Origin of the sequence: Paraburkholderia ribeironis (genome assembly GCF_900019265.1) — a bacterium.
Taxonomy (GTDB): domain Bacteria; phylum Pseudomonadota; class Gammaproteobacteria; order Burkholderiales; family Burkholderiaceae; genus Paraburkholderia; species Paraburkholderia ribeironis.
Window position 1 is genome coordinate 126,153 of sequence record NZ_CYGX02000027.1, and the last position, 16,670, is coordinate 142,822.

At 65.2% G+C, this 16,670-nt stretch carries 14 protein-coding genes; 7 read left to right on the forward strand and 7 right to left on the reverse strand.

Annotation, left to right across the window (positions count from 1 at the left end; all coding sequences use genetic code 11):
• Window positions 1-300: 300 nt before the first annotated feature.
• Window positions 301-2,094, forward strand: coding sequence for a lipid A export permease/ATP-binding protein MsbA (msbA, locus tag BN2475_RS13500; RefSeq protein ID WP_094780017.1), 1,794 nt, complete (start codon window positions 301-303; stop codon window positions 2,092-2,094).
• A gap of 361 nt (window positions 2,095-2,455) precedes the next feature.
• Complete coding sequence (locus tag BN2475_RS13505; RefSeq protein ID WP_094780018.1) at window positions 2,456-3,520, forward strand: glycosyltransferase family 2 protein; 1,065 nt, start codon at window positions 2,456-2,458, stop codon at window positions 3,518-3,520.
• A gap of 84 nt (window positions 3,521-3,604) precedes the next feature.
• Here BN2475_RS13505 and BN2475_RS13510 read toward each other — a convergent pair whose 3' ends face one another.
• Entirely contained in the window at window positions 3,605-4,630 is a 1,026-nt protein-coding gene (locus tag BN2475_RS13510) for a glycosyltransferase family 2 protein (RefSeq protein ID WP_094780019.1), read from the reverse strand.
• A gap of 177 nt (window positions 4,631-4,807) precedes the next feature.
• On the opposite strand from BN2475_RS13510, the gene BN2475_RS13515 reads away from it, so the two are divergent.
• Entirely contained in the window at window positions 4,808-5,887 is a 1,080-nt protein-coding gene (locus tag BN2475_RS13515) for a glycosyltransferase family 4 protein (protein WP_245841303.1), read from the forward strand.
• A 204-nt stretch (window positions 5,888-6,091) separates the two neighbouring features.
• Here the strand turns inward: BN2475_RS13515 and BN2475_RS13520 are convergent, their stop codons facing one another.
• A complete protein-coding gene (locus tag BN2475_RS13520) occupies window positions 6,092-7,390 on the reverse strand; it encodes an O-antigen ligase family protein (RefSeq protein ID WP_094780020.1) in 1,299 nt (432 codons plus the stop codon).
• A 299-nt stretch (window positions 7,391-7,689) separates the two neighbouring features.
• On the opposite strand from BN2475_RS13520, the gene BN2475_RS13525 reads away from it, so the two are divergent.
• Window positions 7,690-8,535 carry a glycosyltransferase family 2 protein gene (locus BN2475_RS13525; protein ID WP_094780119.1) on the forward strand — a complete coding sequence of 282 codons (846 nt, stop codon included), beginning with the start codon at window positions 7,690-7,692 and terminating at the stop codon, window positions 8,533-8,535.
• Window positions 8,536-8,691: 156 nt separating this feature from the next.
• On the opposite strand, the gene BN2475_RS13530 is transcribed toward BN2475_RS13525, so the two are convergent.
• Window positions 8,692-9,021: a hypothetical protein gene (locus BN2475_RS13530; protein ID WP_094780021.1), complete on the reverse strand. Its 330-nt coding sequence runs from the start codon at window positions 9,019-9,021 to the stop codon at window positions 8,692-8,694.
• 260 nt (window positions 9,022-9,281) lie between these two features.
• Between BN2475_RS13530 and BN2475_RS13535 the strand changes: the two genes are divergently transcribed.
• Window positions 9,282-10,205, forward strand: coding sequence for a recombination-associated protein RdgC (locus BN2475_RS13535; RefSeq protein ID WP_094780022.1), 924 nt, complete (start codon window positions 9,282-9,284; stop codon window positions 10,203-10,205).
• A gap of 378 nt (window positions 10,206-10,583) precedes the next feature.
• On the opposite strand, the gene BN2475_RS13545 is transcribed toward BN2475_RS13535, so the two are convergent.
• From BN2475_RS13545 to BN2475_RS13560, 4 genes are all read right to left on the reverse strand, one after another.
• Window positions 10,584-11,792: an MFS transporter gene (locus BN2475_RS13545; protein ID WP_094780024.1), complete on the reverse strand. Its 1,209-nt coding sequence runs from the start codon at window positions 11,790-11,792 to the stop codon at window positions 10,584-10,586.
• A gap of 192 nt (window positions 11,793-11,984) precedes the next feature.
• Window positions 11,985-12,458: a VOC family protein gene (locus BN2475_RS13550; RefSeq protein WP_094780025.1), complete on the reverse strand. Its 474-nt coding sequence runs from the start codon at window positions 12,456-12,458 to the stop codon at window positions 11,985-11,987.
• A 33-nt stretch (window positions 12,459-12,491) separates the two neighbouring features.
• Entirely contained in the window at window positions 12,492-12,956 is a 465-nt protein-coding gene (locus tag BN2475_RS13555) for a VOC family protein (RefSeq protein ID WP_094780026.1), read from the reverse strand.
• 232 nt (window positions 12,957-13,188) lie between these two features.
• Entirely contained in the window at window positions 13,189-14,862 is a 1,674-nt protein-coding gene (locus BN2475_RS13560) for an SH3 domain-containing C40 family peptidase (RefSeq protein WP_094780027.1), read from the reverse strand.
• A 312-nt stretch (window positions 14,863-15,174) separates the two neighbouring features.
• On the opposite strand from BN2475_RS13560, the gene BN2475_RS13565 reads away from it, so the two are divergent.
• Window positions 15,175-15,600 (forward strand): TOBE domain-containing protein, encoded by a 426-nt coding sequence (locus BN2475_RS13565; RefSeq protein ID WP_094780028.1) that lies wholly within the window; start codon window positions 15,175-15,177, stop codon window positions 15,598-15,600.
• A gap of 261 nt (window positions 15,601-15,861) precedes the next feature.
• The gene (locus BN2475_RS13570) at window positions 15,862-16,371 is read left to right on the forward strand and encodes a GAF domain-containing protein (RefSeq protein ID WP_094780029.1); all 510 of its coding nucleotides are present in this window, start codon (window positions 15,862-15,864) and stop codon (window positions 16,369-16,371) included.
• Window positions 16,372-16,670: the final 299 nt, after the last annotated feature.

Sequence of the window (16,670 nt, forward strand, 5' to 3'; positions counted from 1 at the left end):
ACACCAAGCCGTCACGCAAACAGCCTTGCTCGCCGCACGTCATGCACATCACGCGCATCACGCGCATCACAAATCATCGCAGCCAGCCATACGTGACCACGCTGCTCGTCACTTGCCGTTGCCCAGCCGCCACCTTCGGCACGATCCCGCACGAGCCTGCCCGCGCGCATCGCACGATCGAACCTGGTTACTGCGCGCCGACCGTCATCTCCAACCGATTACAATGCTCTCTTTTGAGGTTCCACGCGGCGTCCCTTCCATGCGTCGCGTGCTTGCCGTCCCGCATTTCCAGAGGATTCCTTGAGCGCGAAGCCAACGTTAAGCAAACCCATCGGTTCAGGTGAGGCGTCGTCGCCAGCCGTGGTCTTCCGGCGCCTTTGGCCATTTGTCAAGCCGCTGCTGTGGGTGGTGGTCGGCGCGATCATCGCGATGGCCGTGAGCGCCAGCACCGACGCAGCCATCCCCGCGTTGCTCAAACCGCTGCTCGACAAGGGCTTCGGCGCGCATGCCAGCGACAACGCCAAGTGGTTCGTGCCGGTCGCGGTGATCAGCCTCGCGCTGATTCGCGGCTTGTCGCAGTATGCGTCCGGCTATCTGCTCGCGTACGTGTCGAACAAGATCCTGCTCGAGCTGCGGCTGAAGATGTTCAACCGCATGATCCACACGAGCGTCGCGTTCTTCCAGCGCGAAACCGCGAGCACGGTGATCAATGCGATCGTCTTCGAGGTGAACCAGATTCTCAACGTGTTGCTGAGCGTGATGGTGACGCTGGTGCGCGATTCGCTGACGGTGATCTTCCTGCTCGGCTACCTGTTCTATCTGAACTGGCGTCTGACGCTGATCGTCGCGGTGCTGCTGCCCGGCATCGGCTGGCTGGTCGGCAAGATCAACCGGCGGTTGCGGCGCCTGAACCGCGAGCATCAACTGCTGACCAACGAACTGTCGTACATCGTCGAAGAAACGGTGGGCGGCTACAAGGTCGTCAAGGTGCATAACGGCGAGCAGTACGAAATCGACCGCTTCACCGCGATGAGCAAGCGCCTGCGCGGCTACGCGATGCGCATGACCGTCTCCGGCGGCCTCGCGCAGCCGCTGACGCAGTTCCTCGCGTCGATCGCGCTCGCCGTCGTGATCACGATCGCGGTGGTGCAGTCGTCGTCGGATCAGACCACGGTCGGCGGCTTCGTCGCGTTCGTCACGTCGATGCTGCTGATCATCTCGCCGCTCAAGCATCTGATGGACGTGAATCAGCCGCTGCAACGCGGCATGACCGCAGCCGAACTGATCTTCGGCCTGATCGACGAGCCGTCCGAGCCGGAAGGCGGTGGCAAGCCGCTCGTGCGCGCGCGTGGCGAAGTGGAATTCCGCGACGTTTCGTTCACCTATGGCACGAGTGCCACGCACAATCGCCACACGCTCGATCAGGTGTCGTTCAAGGTCGCGCCGGGTGAGATGGTCGCGCTGGCGGGACCGTCGGGCAGCGGCAAGACCACGCTGGTGAATCTGCTGCCACGCTTTTTCGATCCGACCGGCGGCGCGATTCTGGTCGACGGCGTCGCGCTGCCGGAATACGGCCTGCACGCGCTGCGCAGCCAGATCGCGATGGTGAGCCAGGACGTGGTGCTGTTCAACGACACCGTGGCCAACAACGTCGCGTACGGCCAGACGGCCGACCCGGTGCGGGTCAGGTCGGCGTTGCGTGCAGCCAATCTGTGGGACACCGTCGAAGCGATGCCGAACGGCATCGACACGCTGGTCGGCGACAACGGCATGATGCTGTCGGGCGGTCAGCGGCAGCGTCTGGCGATTGCACGCGCGATCTACAAGGACGCGCCGATCCTGATTCTCGACGAAGCCACCTCGGCGCTCGATTCCGAATCCGAGCGCCACGTGCAGGCCGCGCTGGAAACCTTGATGAAGGGCCGCACGACGCTGGTGATCGCGCACCGCCTGTCGACGATCGAACGCGCCGACCGGATTCTGGTGATGGAAGCAGGGCGTATCGTCGAGCGCGGCAGCCATCGCGAACTGCTGAAGCAGGACGGCCTGTATGCGCACCTGCACCGCATCCAGTTCCAGCAAGACGCGGCCTGATCTGGCCCGTTTGCCCGACTCCCGGCCACTGGGCGAACGTCGTTTCACTCGTTTCCTGATAGCCCTCGACTGATCGGGGGCTATTTCCCACATTCTGGCATGGTCGATTCACGGCGCTGTCGCCGCTGCCGTTGCGCGCTTGCCGACCCACCGTCGCCTCCGCTGCCGCCCCCGCCAGAGCGCGGTTTGCACATCATTTGGCGCCTGCGCGCCTGATTCCCTTACCGCCGCTTGCCAACTCCCCATCTGGTCCGGATTTTCGGACAGTGTTGTGTTTTAGAGTCATTTTGTTGCGCTTTTGTCGCACTAAACGCATGCTGGCGGGCTGCCACAATCCCGCGCCGCGGAGATCCGAGCTTTCATGTTTGATTACGACCCCAGCAAGCCGCTGGTTTCAATTGCGCTTGCGACGTACAACGGCCGCACCTATCTGCCCGAGCTCCTGGCCTCGCTGGCAGCGCAAAGCTGGCCGAATCTCGAGGTGGTGGTTTCCGACGACGCGTCCACCGACGGTACGCCCGAACTGCTTGCGTCCTACGCCGGGCGCGTGCCGGTGCGGCTGGTGGGCGATGGCGAACGGCTCGGCATCGTCGGCAACTTCGAGCGCGCATTGGCGGCCTGCCGCGGCGACTACATCGCGCTGGCGGATCAGGACGACGTGTGGGCGCCCGAGAAGGTCACCGACCTGATGCGCGATCTGCAACGCGTTGAAAGCGAGCGGGGCAAGCCCACGCCGGCGCTGGCTTTTTGCGACGTCGAACTGGTGGACGCCACGCTGTGCCGGCTGTCGAAATCGTTGTTCGACATCACAGCGAAGTCGCGCCGCGCCGAGCGTCTGCGCGATTTTCTGCTGAGCAACCACGTGCCTGGCTGCGCAATGCTGGTCAACCGCGCCGCGCTCGAACGCGCGCTGCCGTTTCCCGCCGGCATCGTGATGCACGACTGGTGGCTGGCGATGGTGGTCGCGTCATTTGGCGAGATTCGTCACGTGGCGGCGCCGCACCTCAAATATCGTCAGCACGACAGCAACGCGGTTGGCGCGAGCGCGACCAATGAACGGCCCACGGCCGAGGCGCGCGGCGAACGCGGCGAGCTCAGCGTGGAGGCGGCGCAGCGGCGCGGCGCCAGCAGACGGCGGCAGATTGAAGGGATTGCGGATCAGATTCGCCTGTTCGCGTGGCGTTTCGGGGCTGAGCTGCCGGTCGCCGCACGCGACGACATGCACGCGTTTTCACGCGGCATCGAAAGCTGGCGCGGTGCGTTCGAGTTCGTGATGATCAGCTACACCGGCGAGACCTTCGTGCGCGCGGTGAAGATGATGCGGCGCTTGCGCAGGAGCGTGCTGAGCTTCGGCGTCGAGGCGCAGCGGCCGAGCTTCTGGCGACGTCTGCGCCCGCGGCGCGGCGCGCCGCGTCGCGCGCTTTGATGTGCGCCGCGATGCACGCCGTAGCGTACGCCGCGAAGCACGCCACAACGCACGCCACAACGCACACCGCGACGCGCGTCGTCGTCAGCGGCGCTCTTTGCGCACGACGCGCTTGAGCCAGATGCCCGGCGCGTAGACCGCCGGACAGCTCGCGTACAGAAACATGCGGATGCGTAGCCCGAGCTTCACGCCGGCGCCGCGTATCAGCAAGCCGGCACGCTCGCCGAGACTGCCGGCCTCGAACATCGCGTGGATGAACTGTTCACGCGCGAGCTTGGGCGCCATCGCCGCACGCATGCGCTCGCCCACGCCGCCGATCTCGGCGTCGCGCTGCAACTGCGCGAGCTCCGCCAATCCATACCGATTGCTTTGGCGCATCCGCGCCACCAGTTCGTCCACCGAGCCATAGCGGCGTTTGCGCGACAGGCCGCCGCGCCGGTAACGCACCAGCGGCTCGCGCAGGCTGACGGCACCGCCTCCGAGGATCGCGCGCAGCACCATCACCTGGTCTTCGGCCGCTGCGCCCGGCAGCATCGGTCCGAAGCGCTCGAACAGCCGCCGCGACCATGTGTGCGCCGCGCCAATCAGCCATGGGCGCCCAGCCAGCCAGTCGTCGAAACTGCGATAGGTATCGAGCTCGGTCGGGCTCACCCGCTCGTGAACCTGGCCCGTTTCGTCCATGTCGGCGAGGTCGGTGGCGATCAGGTCAGGGCGGCGTCCGTGCGCGAGCCAGAAGTCGACCACCCGCTCGCAACGGGTCGGCGCCGACATGTCGTCACCCGCCGCGACGAACAGCAGCTCGCCGTGCGCCAACTGCGCGAGTTGCGACAGATGCGCGCTGATGCCCTGATTGGTCGTATTGCGCCGCGTGATCACCCGATGCGGACCGCTGTAGCCCGCCAGCGCCGCTTCGATCGCGGCGAAGGTGGCGTCGCTGGAAGCGTCGTCCGAGACGATGATTTCGAGCGGTTGATAGGTTTGCGCGAGCGCGCTTTTTACGGCGTCGCCGATCTGCCCGGCCTGGTTGTAGGCGATCACGAGCATCGAGACCAGCGGGCGTTCGGCGGCCGGCGCTGCGGACGAAGGGTTGGGCGACAGGCTATCGGTCATAGGGTCGGGGCGGTTGCGATTGGGCTAGATTTTAATCGGTGGCGCATGCGCTGCGTGATGAGTGCGGGGTGCGGAGTGCGGGGTGCGCCGGGAGGCATCCTTTACAATTGCCGCTGCTCCGAACAACCAGCACACGCGGCGCCGCGCCGCGCTGTGCGCCTCATCGAGAACCGCGCCTTGTCCGACCCGAACCGCCGCCCGCTCACCGACCTCGCGCTGACCGCCCAGGCGCTGAAGAATAGCGGGGGCGCCGAACGCTACACGCGTGACGTGATCGCCGGCTTGCATCGGCTGGGGTTGCGTCCCACGCTGTTCGCGCGTGAAATCGATCGCGCGCTGCCCGAGGCGGCATGGATCGACGCGCAGCCGCTGAACGTGCGCTGGGCGCCGCGCAAGCTGCGCAACCTCGCGTTCGACTGGCGTCTGAAGCAGAGGCTCAAACGCCATCGTCCCGCCTGTGTGTTTTCGATCAACCACTCCAGCCATGCCGACGTCGCGTTGTGCGGCGGCACTCATCCGGGCTCGCTGGAAGCCGCCGGCCGCGCCGCGCGACGCAGCGACGCGTGGCAGATCGAGCTGGAGCGGCGCGTCTACACGCATGCGCGTTCGATCATTGCGCATTCGCAATTGATGAGTCGCGAGTTGCAGCGCTTTTACGGAGTGCCGGCCGAGCGCATCGACGTGCTTTATCCGCCGGTCGACACGGCGCGCTTCCAGCCGCTGACCGACACGGCGCGTGCGGCGGTGCGCCGCCACTTCAATCTGCCGGAAGACCGCGTGATCTTCGTGTTCTCGTCGACCAGTCACGAACGCAAAGGCTATCCGCTGCTGGAAGAGCTTTTTGCGCAGACCACGCTGCCGGTTTGCCTCGTGGTGGCCGGCCGGCCCGTGCCGAAGACCAGCGACACGATCCGCTATGTCGGCTACTGCAAGGAGATCGAGAAGCTGTTCGCGGCGGCCGATTTCACCGTGGTCGCGTCGGCGTACGAGCCGTTTGGCCTCGTCGGCGTCGAGTCGGTGATGTGCGGCACGCCGCTCGTGATCGCCGACAACGTCGGCTCGGCGGAGACCGTCACCGGCGCGGCGAAGATCGAGTTTTCGCGGCAGTCGGCGGGCAGTTTCGAGCGGGCGATCGAGCAGGCGGTGGAGCGGGTGCGCGGCGGCGGCGCGCGGCTCGCCACGCCGCTCGACCATCTGGTGTATGACCCGAGCGTCGATGCGCATGTCGCCGCGCTCTATGCGCTGTTCACGCGATGAAGCGACGCGCGCCGCGCACGTCAACGTGACGACGCGACGGCGCGGTCGATGTCGGCGGCCTGGCAGACCTTTGGAAGGTTGCGAAACTCACGGACTCACGGACTCACGGACTCACGGACTCACGGACTCACGGCCGCGGACGATGCCGGTTTGAATCCCGTGAGTGTGGTCGGCTCGGCTCGAACAATCCAGCGCGAAATTGATTCAGGGTTTCACACCTGTGGCGCGCTGTTCGGCGGGCGATGCGGGTGCTTGCGCGGTCGTCAGCAGTTCGCGCTTGCGCGCATCGATGACTGCGAGCAGCGTGGCGACCAGCAACGCGAGCAGCGCCGTGACCATGATCGGCACGAGGACATCGATGGTCAGTCCGAAAATCACGGTGCTGGTGGCGACCGCGAGGCCCGAGTAGGAGGCCGCGCGAATCGCCGCATCGGTCGAGCGCCGGTTCTGCCAGAAATAGACCGACATCCCGAAGTAGAACAACATCAGGCAGGCCACACCAATCGCGCCCATCTCGGCGAGCGTCGAGAAAAAGTCGCTGTGAGCGCGCTCGTTGACGATCTCGGCCTTCACTTCACCGTGCTTGGCCATCACACCCAACTCGTTCACCAGATGGCCCTTGCCGATGCCGAATACCGGGTGGTGCTCGAAGATCAGCCGCGACGCGTTCCACAACTGCAGGCGCAGACCCACCGACGTATAGTCCTCGCCCTTGTGCAGCATCGAGACATCGGTCGACACTTCGGTGACGCGCTTATGAATGCGCTCGGTCGAGAACAACGCGCCGGCCGCGATCGCGATCGCCAGCGTCGCCACCAGCAAGCGCTTCTTGCCCACGAACCACCGATACTGCATGCCGAGCAGCACGACGAACACCGGCACGGCCAGCCAGCCGCCGCGCGTGCCTGACAGATACGATGCGTAGCCGCCCGCCACCAGCGCCAGCAGGCGTGGCAGCAATACGCGCCAGTCGCGCGGATTGTCCCAGCCAAGCGTGAAGACCGACAGGAAACCGAGCAACAGCACGGTATCGCCAAACGGAATCGCGTTCGTATACGAGTTATTCAGGCGATTCGCGTCGGTCCAGCCGCCCGGGGGTTGATCGACGATCGCCCAGATGCCGACCGCCAGCGCGCCGGCCGCACAACCCCAGCCGATCATGCGCAGATTGCGCGACGGCAATTGCCGCAGCAGCAGGAAGATCGGCAGCGCGAGCACGAAGCGCGACAGCGCGTCGAACTGGCGAGGCAGCCAGTAGCCGAGCACCAGTTGCTGGACGCCGATTGCGACGACCAGCGCCAGCATGCCGGCGGTAAACCAGCGATAGGTGGCGAGCGCCGAGAAATAGCCCGGTGTGCGCCGGTTGACCACGGCGGCGCCGAGCGCCAGGGCGAGCAATGCGAAGAAGCAGTAGCCGGTGCCGCCGCGCCACATCAGATTGACCGCGGGCGCGAGAAACAGCAGGACCGTGCTGAGCCAGACCAGACTGGAAGCAAAAATCATAGGGCAACTATTTGTATGAACACTACCGTTCCGGTGGGAGCGTTGCGAGGGGGCCGGACCATTGGCATATCTTTTCAAGACGGTAGAGCGACCGCGATTATACCCGCCCCCCTGCTTGCAAAATGCTTGCTGTTATGCGCTGCAAGTTGCCCACCGGCCGCTGGCAGCGCATCCGGACCGTGCGCCGCGTAGCCGCGCTATTTGCCGCCCGGGCGGGCAGCGGCGGTACAATCCCCGCCAAACTCATGGCCGGCCTGCAACGCGCGCCGCGCTTGCACCCAGCTCAACGGACCGAATCGATGTTCTCAATCATCATCCCGACCTGGAACAACCTGCCTTACCTGCGCCTCGTGATCGACAGCCTGCGGCGTCATTCGACGCATGCGCATCAGATCATCGTGCATGTCAACGACGGCTCGGATGGCACGCTCGCCTGGGTGCGCGACGAGGGCATCGAGCACACCGCGTCGCCCGGCAACATCGGTATCTGCCACGCGGTCAATATCGCGGCGGCGCGCGCCACGCGCGACTACATCGTCTACATGAACGACGACATGTACTGCTGCCCCGGCTGGGACGACGCACTCGTCAAACGCCTCGCGCAGATGCCCGCCGACAACCTGTTCATGCTGTCCGGCACGATGATCGAGCCGGTCGACTCCGGCAATCCCTGCGTGGTCGTGCAAAACTTCGGCCGCGACGTGGAGAGTTTCCGCGCCGACGACCTGGTCGCCGCCGCACGCGGACTCGTGCGCGCCGACTGGCGCGGCGCGACATGGCCGCCTACGCTCGTGCATCGCGACTGGTGGCATAAGGTGGGTGGCTATAGCAGCGAACTGAGTCCGGGTATGAGCAGCGACAACGACTTCTCGATGAAACTCTGGGACGCCGGTTGCCGCGTCTTTCTCGGCGTCGGCGACAGCCTGGTCTATCACTTCCAGCAGAAGAGCACGGGCAAGATCGTAAAGAACGACGGGCGGCGCCAGTTCCTCAACAAGTGGGGCATGACGCAAGCCACCTTCGATCGCTACTATCTGCGCCGCGGCACCGCGGTCGAAGGCGGGCCTGCGGTCGGCGATCCTGAGCAGACCGGCCGTCTGCGGCGCGCGCTGCTAAAGTCGCGCATCAAGCGCGCGTTTGGCTGACGGCAGGAGCCGTACCGCTTACGCATGCACAAGCGGGCGCGCAGGTTCGGGCGCGCGTGCCCGATCGCCCGCGCTCACACACCGCCGGGGCACGTGGCCACACCCGCTGGCACCAATAGCGCTGAAAGCGTCGACAGCGCCTGCAACACGCACGACTCAAACGCCGCCAGTCACGAGCGGCAGCACCGTCAGATCCGGATGCGTGCCGTCGACGATGCTGCGTCCCACGTGCACCGCTTCGTAGAGCGCTTCGTCGCGGCCGGCGAAGCTCTCTTCGCCGTCGGCATGAAACGGCACCGCGTGGCCGGGGATGGTGGGATCGGCGCCCGGATGGCAGACGTAGCCGACATATGTGTAGCGGCTGGCTGTCGTAGCTGATGTGACTGATGGGTTGGCTTCGTTGGGCGGATCTTTTGGCATGGGCGCCACGTGAATTTCGAAGCCCTCGTATTCCACCATTTGCCAGGTTGCGGTTTCATCGGTCATGGCCGCCTCCGTCTTGATCGCTCCTTCAAAAAGTCTAGGTGATTTGCAGGTAAAGCGCGCCTGCGCACGGCTACGGCAAAACCATGACGGCTCGAGAGCGAATTCTCTGGCCAATTGCCGGGTTCGATAATCGGTCTGTCGGCCAAAAAAATTTCAAGTGTCTATTTGCAAATGGCGCCGCGCGTTGATGGCTCCGTGCGAACGCGCCCGCGTGGTCGTCATATAGAATGACGCGCTTTGCCCCGAATACGACCTCGCCCATGTGGTTCAAAAACCTTCAGTTGCACCGTCTTCCCGCTCCTTGGTCCGTCACCCCCGAACAGATGCAGAAGTGGCTCGCGCCGCACGCGTTTGCACCCGGCAATAGCGTCGAGATGCAAAGTCATGGCTGGGCGTCGCCGCGCGACAACGATTCGCTGGTGTACGCGCTCAATGGCCAGATGCTGCTGCTGTTTCGCACCGAAAAGAAACTGCTGCCCGCGTCGGTCGTCACCCAGGTGACGCGGGAGCGCGCCCTCGAACTCGAGGAACAGCAGGGCTTCAAACCCGGCCGCAAGCAGATGCGCGAACTCAAGGAGCAGGTCACCGACGAACTGCTGCCCCGCGCGTTCAGCATTCGCCGCGATACCCGCGTATGGATCGATTGCCGCAACGGCTGGCTCGTGATCGACGCGGCGTCGCAAGCGGTCGCCGACGAAGTGCGTGGCCTGCTGGTGAAATCGATCGATCAGTTGCCGCTCGGCACGGTGCGCGTCACGCAAGCGCCGGTCACGGCGATGACCGGCTGGTTGCTGTCAGGCGAAGGTCCAGCGGGCTTCTCGCTCGATCAGGACACCGAGCTGCGCTCGCCCGCCGAAGGCAACGCGACTGTGCGCTATGTGGGACATACTTTGGACACCGAAGATATGCGCCGGCACATCGAAGCGGGCAAGCAGTGCATGCGCCTTGCGATGACGTGGAACGATCGCGTGTCGTTCGTTCTGACGCCTTCGCTGACGATCAAGCGGATTGCACCGCTCGACGTATTGAAGGAAGCGAGCGACCCGACCGCGCAGAACGACGACGAACGTTTCGACTCCGACGTCACGTTGATGACCGCCGAACTGGACCGCATGCTGACCGATCTGCTCGACGCGTTGGGCGGTGAGCAGGGCGATGCGCTGCCGCAAGCCGCGGCGGCCTGATTCGTTGCTGCTCGCTGGTGCTCGTTGCAGAGCGGCGCGTCGACGATGTTGCGCGCCGGCACTCGCGAGGCCGGGGACGGGCTGGCCGGCTCCGGTGCAACGAGATTCGCGGTTCTTCTTCGTGGTTCCTCATGTGCCGGCCGCCGCGCGGCGCGTCGAACGAAGGAGCGATCGACGCATCAGCGACGGACGCGTTCCGCTCGGCTGGTGCGCCATCGATGCGTGCTCCCGCGCGGCCTGCACAACTTCGGCGTTGTCATGAAAACGGCAATCGCATCAACAGCTTGTCGACAATGCCGAAGAGTTATGCACAGATTTGTGCCCAGTTTCTGTTGATAACTTCGGTTGATAACTTCGGTTGATGCAGCGAACGCAGCGTCACTCCCCGAGCGCCAGCGCGCGCCTGCGCCGCCGCAGCGCCGAGCCGATCGACACCATCGCGCCGATGCCACCCATCGCAACCGCGAGCGTCACGATCAACGGGCCGGTTTGCGTGCGCGCCGAGAACAGGCTGACCAGCAAACCGGCGAGCGGCTGCGTCATGTTGTTCAGCAGGATCACCACACCGGTCGTCTTGCCATAGTCCTGCGGCGGAATGATCTGCTGACGCACGCTGCGGATGTAGACGTTGAACATCTTGTCGAAGCCGACGATCAGCAGGAAGCCAAGCGCGTAGCCCCAAGGGGCCGCGCTCGCGCCGGCGATCACGCCGCCCGCGCAGATCGCCACGAACGCCACCCGGCCGAGCAGCCGCGTTGGCCACGTCGCTCGCGCGATCGTCAACAGGATCAGCACCGTGGCGACTGCGCCGGCCGTTTGCAGTCCAGCATAGTAGTGGTTCGATTGCGCGTGATAGCCGGTCACCATCGCGGCGGATGTGGCGAGCGTCACGCCGATCACCAGGTTTTCCGCAGCGGCGAGCAGCACGACTTTCTTCAGGCCCGGCAGCACCAGCACATGCCGTAGTGCAATGCGCAACGGCAGGCTCCAGTGGCCCGCCGGAGCAGGCGGTGGATTGGTCGCGCTGAAGCCGCTCGCGCGCTGCCACAGCAGCAGCGCGCCGTCGGCAGCGAGAAACAGCACGCCGGTCGCGCCCACCACCCACTCCCAGCGCCATAGGCCGAGCAGCAGCGCGGCGAGCATCGGACCGAGCACGAAACCCAACTGGTCGGCCAGTTGCGAATAAGCGAGCACGCGCTGAAACTGTTGCGTGCTGAAGATCTGCGGCAGCAAGACTTCGCGGGCGACCAGCCCCTGGCTCGTCAGCACGCCGCATGCCGCCGAAAGCGCGATCAGCCAACCAATCCCGCCAAACAGCGCGTACGCCAGCACACCGCCGAAACACGCGAGCGCCCGCACGGCCTGACTGGTCCGCATCAGCCTGAGCGGCGCGAAGCGGTCGCACAACGCGCCGAAGAACGGGAACACGAGGTAGCGCGGCAGCGTTTCGATGAAGAACGCCAGACCCGACCACGAGACCTGGCGGGTGGTCTGGAACACGACGAGTGGAACGAGAAACAGCAGGATCTGATCGGCGAGACGCGCGATGAACAGCGAGTAGAAGAAGGCCTGATGGTTGACGCGCACCGTGGATGTCCCGTCGTTTATGGGTCGAGACCGATCCTATCAACGATGGCGCGCGTGGCCTCGTTGTTGCGTCGTCGCGAGGCCACGCGGTACGGTGGCGTGCAACCGCGTGCAACCGCGTGCAACCGCGTGCAGCAGTGTGCAGCAGTGTGCAGCAGTGTGCGGTAGGGTGCAGTAGTGGGCAGTAGTCGGCTAATCGCCGCGATATGCCTGTTCGAGCTGCGCGATATCAAGCTTGACCATTTTCATCATCGCCGCCATCACGCGATTCGCCTTCGTCCGGTCGGAATCTTGCAGCATCCGCATGAGCGCGTCGGGCACGATCTGCCACGACACGCCGAAGCGGTCCTGCAGCCAGCCGCATTGCGACGGCGCGCCGCCATCGATGAGCTTCGACCAGTAGCTGTCGATCTCCTCCTGCGAGCCGCAGTGCACGAACAGCGAGATCGCCGGCGTGAACGGAAACTGCGACCCGCCGTTCAGGGCCATGAATTGCTGGCCTTCGATTTCGAACGTGACGGCCAGCACGCCGCCTTCCGGGCCGGGGCAGGCCTCCGTGTAGTGCAGCGTGGTGGCGATGCGGGAGTCGCCAAACACGGAGGTATAAAAGCGGGCCGCTTCTTCCGCTTTGCCGTCGAACCACAGGCACGGCGCAATCTTTTGCATGACGTTTCTCCTGTCCGGCGGACGGGGCGCGCGTTATTTCATCGCGGCCATGGCTTGCTGGATTTCTTCTGTGCTGAGATCGCGCGTGTGCGTGGCGAGCGACCAGCTATGACCGAACGGGTCCTTCAACTGACCATAGCGATCGCCCCAGAACATGTCGGTGACAGGCATCACCACGGTTGCGCCGGCATCGACAGCCTGTTTGAAACTGGCATCGACGTCCTGCACGTAGAGATGAATCGTGACCGGCGTGCCGTTCAGCGTGAGCGGGCCGAATGTCCGGTGATCGGGCCATTCGTCGGTCAGCATCAGCATCGAGTCGCCGATCTTCAGGCTGGCGTGCATCACCTTGCCGCCCGGGCCGTTCAGGCGGTACTGTTCGACGGCATTGAAGGCCTTCGTGTAGAACGCAATGGCGTCCGCGGCGTTGGCGCAGACCAGATAGGGCGTGAGCGAGTGCATCCCGTCGGGGATGGGTTTGACTGCGGCGCTGGTCATAACGGTGACTCCTTGAGGGAACGGTACGTGAGTTGAAAGACCGGCTGCGGGCGCCAGGCCTTCAACGTTACGACGAGTCCGGCACTGCTGAATCGACACGTCGGGAAAAATATTATTGGGCACGGGCGTGCGTGCGGCAACCGGCTTGCCAGGCGTTCTGCCAAGCGGCCTGCCAACCGGCCCGCCAGGCGGCATGCCAAACGGCCGGCTTGCTTCAGGCAGGCGGGCCGCTTCAGCCGGCCGGATTGTCCTCGTCCGGTGGCGTGACGGATGGTGGCGCGGCGTTGCCGCCCGGCGCGCCGAGGATGCTGATCTGGAACGTCGGCGTGCCGGCCAGCGATTGCAGCGTGGCGTCCTCGGGAATGTGCTCGAAGAGGGGCAGTATCACCGAGCCGCCGATCACCGCGCGCCGGCTGTTGTCAGCCGGGCGCAAGCCCCACACGTCCTGGTAGACGACCGGCACCGTGACGCCGTCGCGGGTCGTGTTGCCGATATACAGCATCACGTGGCCGCCAATGTAGATCAGCGTGCGCAACGCTTCGCCGTGCTGGGCGAGATAGTCGAGCCGCTGCGCGGGCGTCGACGCGGACAGGTCGATCATGCGGCCGGCGCTCATCTGCGTCGACGAATGGCGCGGCAGCCATACACCGAACGCCGCGAAAATGCTCTGCAGTTCCGACGAACAGTCGTTGTAGAGGCCGGTATTGCCCCATCCATACGGCCGGCCGATCAGAGTTTTCATCAGCATCGCCAGATGGCGCGGTGTGGCGGCGAGCGGCATTGGCGCGATCTGCGCATCGCTGAGCGTGGCGCGGCGGATCAACGCCCGGCCGTCGGCATCGCGGGCCGGCACGAGGATTGCGCGCGTCGCGGCGCTGCCTGCGCTGTCGGCGGTACCAGCGACAGCGACAACGGCGGCGCTGCTGGGCTCGCTCGCGGCCCCGTGAGCGGCGGCCTGCCGCGCGGCGTCGGCCGACCCCGCGGGCAGCGACGGCGCTGTCGGGAGCAATGGCAGCAGCGTGCCAGCCGGCGCGTCGAAGCGGAACACGCCGCCGCTGTCGCGTACCGGCGCCGACGCCACCGTCACCGCGCCGAGCGATTTGCCGGTCGCCGCGCGCCATGTGTCGACGAAGCGTTCGTCGGCCCGCGCGACGCCGTCGCTGCGCACCCAGCCCTGAACGTCGGGCGTCTGCACGTAGTGCCATGCACCGTCGATGCTGCTGCCAAGCACATACAGCGGCGTGCCCGGACGCGCGGCCGAGATCTGCAGGTTGTCGAACGGGTAGCCTTCACCGGCCAGACGGTGGTTGTAGAACGATGGGTCCATGGTCGGCAGCTCGCGCACCATCAGGTTGGCGGTGGCGATCGCGCGGCGTTGGGGCTGATAGACCGGCGCCTGCGTGAACTGCCCGACGTTCATGTTCTCGGCGATCGCGTCGATCCATGCCTTGTCGTGAGGCCGGAAGTCTTGCCCGTAGCCGAGCGCCGCGCCGCTCTTGCCAGTGTTGTCGAACCTGTCGATGCGGCGCTCTTGCAGCGCGGCAATGTCCGCGCCTTGCTCGCGATAGACGCGCGTCGTCACGTACGCGGCATTCCAGGGCGACGGCGCATGCGTGCCGGTGCCGAAGTAGCGCGCGTACAGCGCCCGGAAATGCGCCTGCTGATCCGCGGGGCTCAGGAACGGCTGGTCGTAACCGGGGCTGTCCGGCGCGAGCCAGTGGTCGACGTTCTGGTCGTAACCGGCGATCGGAAACAGCGTGATGGTGTCGACCGGCGCGTGCGCGTACGCATCGTGCGTCGGTGATGGAGTACTGCACGCGGTGAGCGCCGCGAGTGCGGCGCATAGCGCGGCGGTGCGGCAGGCGGTCGGCCACGAGGCAAGGCGGGACAGGACGGCAACAGACATGGGATTCGACTGAAAGGGGCCAAGGGCACGATGATACGGTGTCGGCGCGACCGTGCGATGCGCCAGGACAATTGTGCCGTGATCGGGAGCACGGTGGCGAGCATGCCGCGTTGTGCACGCCCGTTGTGCACAACTATACCGAACGCTTTTGTGGTTTCATCTGGGTTCGGTCTGCCCGTAGCGGCTGCACGATAGCGCGCTTCACGTTCATACGCGCGCAGCCGGCGAGCAGTCCATGACACTCAACCGATACCCTCGACGCCTCGTCTCGCAACTTTCGTCCGAGGCGGCCCAATCAGCAAGGAGCACGACATGCGGACCAGCGCACGCAACCAATTCGCCGGCGAAGTCGCCGAAGTCAAACACGGTGCGGTGAACGACGAAGTCACGCTGCGCATGCCAGACGGTCTCGAGATCGTCGCGATCATCACGCACGGCAGTGCGACGTCGCTCGGTCTTGCTGCCGGCAAGAAGGCGTTTGCGCTGGTCAAGGCGTCGTCGGTGATCGTGATGATTGATGTGGCGAAAAACCAGGTGTCGGCGCGCAATTGCATCGCCGGAACGGTGTCGACGGTGACGAAGGGCGCGGTGAATGCCGAAGTGACGATCGACGCGGGCGGCGCGCAGGTCGCGGCAATCATCACCAATGACAGCGTCGAGCGCCTCGGGCTCGCGAGCGGCAAGCCGGCTACCGCGATCTTCAAGGCGTCGAGCGTGATTATCGGCGTCGATCAGTAAGGATCTGGCGCGCTGCGCCTGCTTCAGCAGGTTTCAGGCGCGGGCCCGCAGGCCGGGCGCAGCGCAAGAGGGCGGCGGAGACCGCGCCGCGCCGGTTCGTGAACGAATTGGCCGCTTGCTTTACACTGCACCACTGCACCACTGCACCACTGCACCACTGCACCACTGCACCACTGCACCACTGCACCACTGCACCACTGCACCACTGCACCACTGCATCGCCTCGCTGTGCCTCTTTCCGCTTTCATCACGGACGCCGTCATGTTCGAAGTCTCCTCCACCTCGCATCTGCCCAAAGCCGCGCAATACGAAGAACTGGTCGCTCAGGCGCGTGCGCTGCTTGCCGACGAAACCGACTGGATCGCCAACGCCGCGAATTTTTCCGCCTTCGTGTTTCATTCGCTGAGCGATCTGAACTGGGCCGGTTTCTACTTCCACGATGGCCGCGAACTGGTGGTCGGGCCGTTCCAGGGCAAGCCCGCGTGCGTGCGCATCGCGCTCGGCAAGGGCGTCTGCGGCACGGCCGCGCAAACCCTCCAGACCCAGGTGGTCCGCGACGTACACGAGTTTGCCGGCCATATCGCGTGCGATTCGGTGTCGCAATCGGAAATCGTCGTGCCGCTCGTCGCGCCGGACGGCACGCTGATCGGCGTGTGGGATGTCGACAGCCCGATCGTCGCGCGCTTCGACGAAGAAGACGCGAAGGGCATGGAGGCGCTGTGCGCGGTATTCATCGAAGCAGCGTTGCCGCGCACGGGGGCGGCGTCCTGAGACGGGGTTTCGGGGGAGAAGTCATCGCGGGACGGTTCACCGTCGGGCGCGGCGGTTCACATGATGGCCGACGCCCCCAGACGGTGCGTTAGCGTGAATGCCGTGCCGAATCGCTGTGCGACTTGCTTAGGTATCCATAGCAAATGCACAGGTGGTTACTGGTTGCCAGTTGCCAGCCATACGCTCGCCTGACGTGGGCGGATTACATACATCTCTGTCAATCTTTCAGACGCTGCAGCGCATCGCCGTGATGGACCGCGCAATGAGGGACGCAATGAACCTCGCGCGAATCTCGCTCA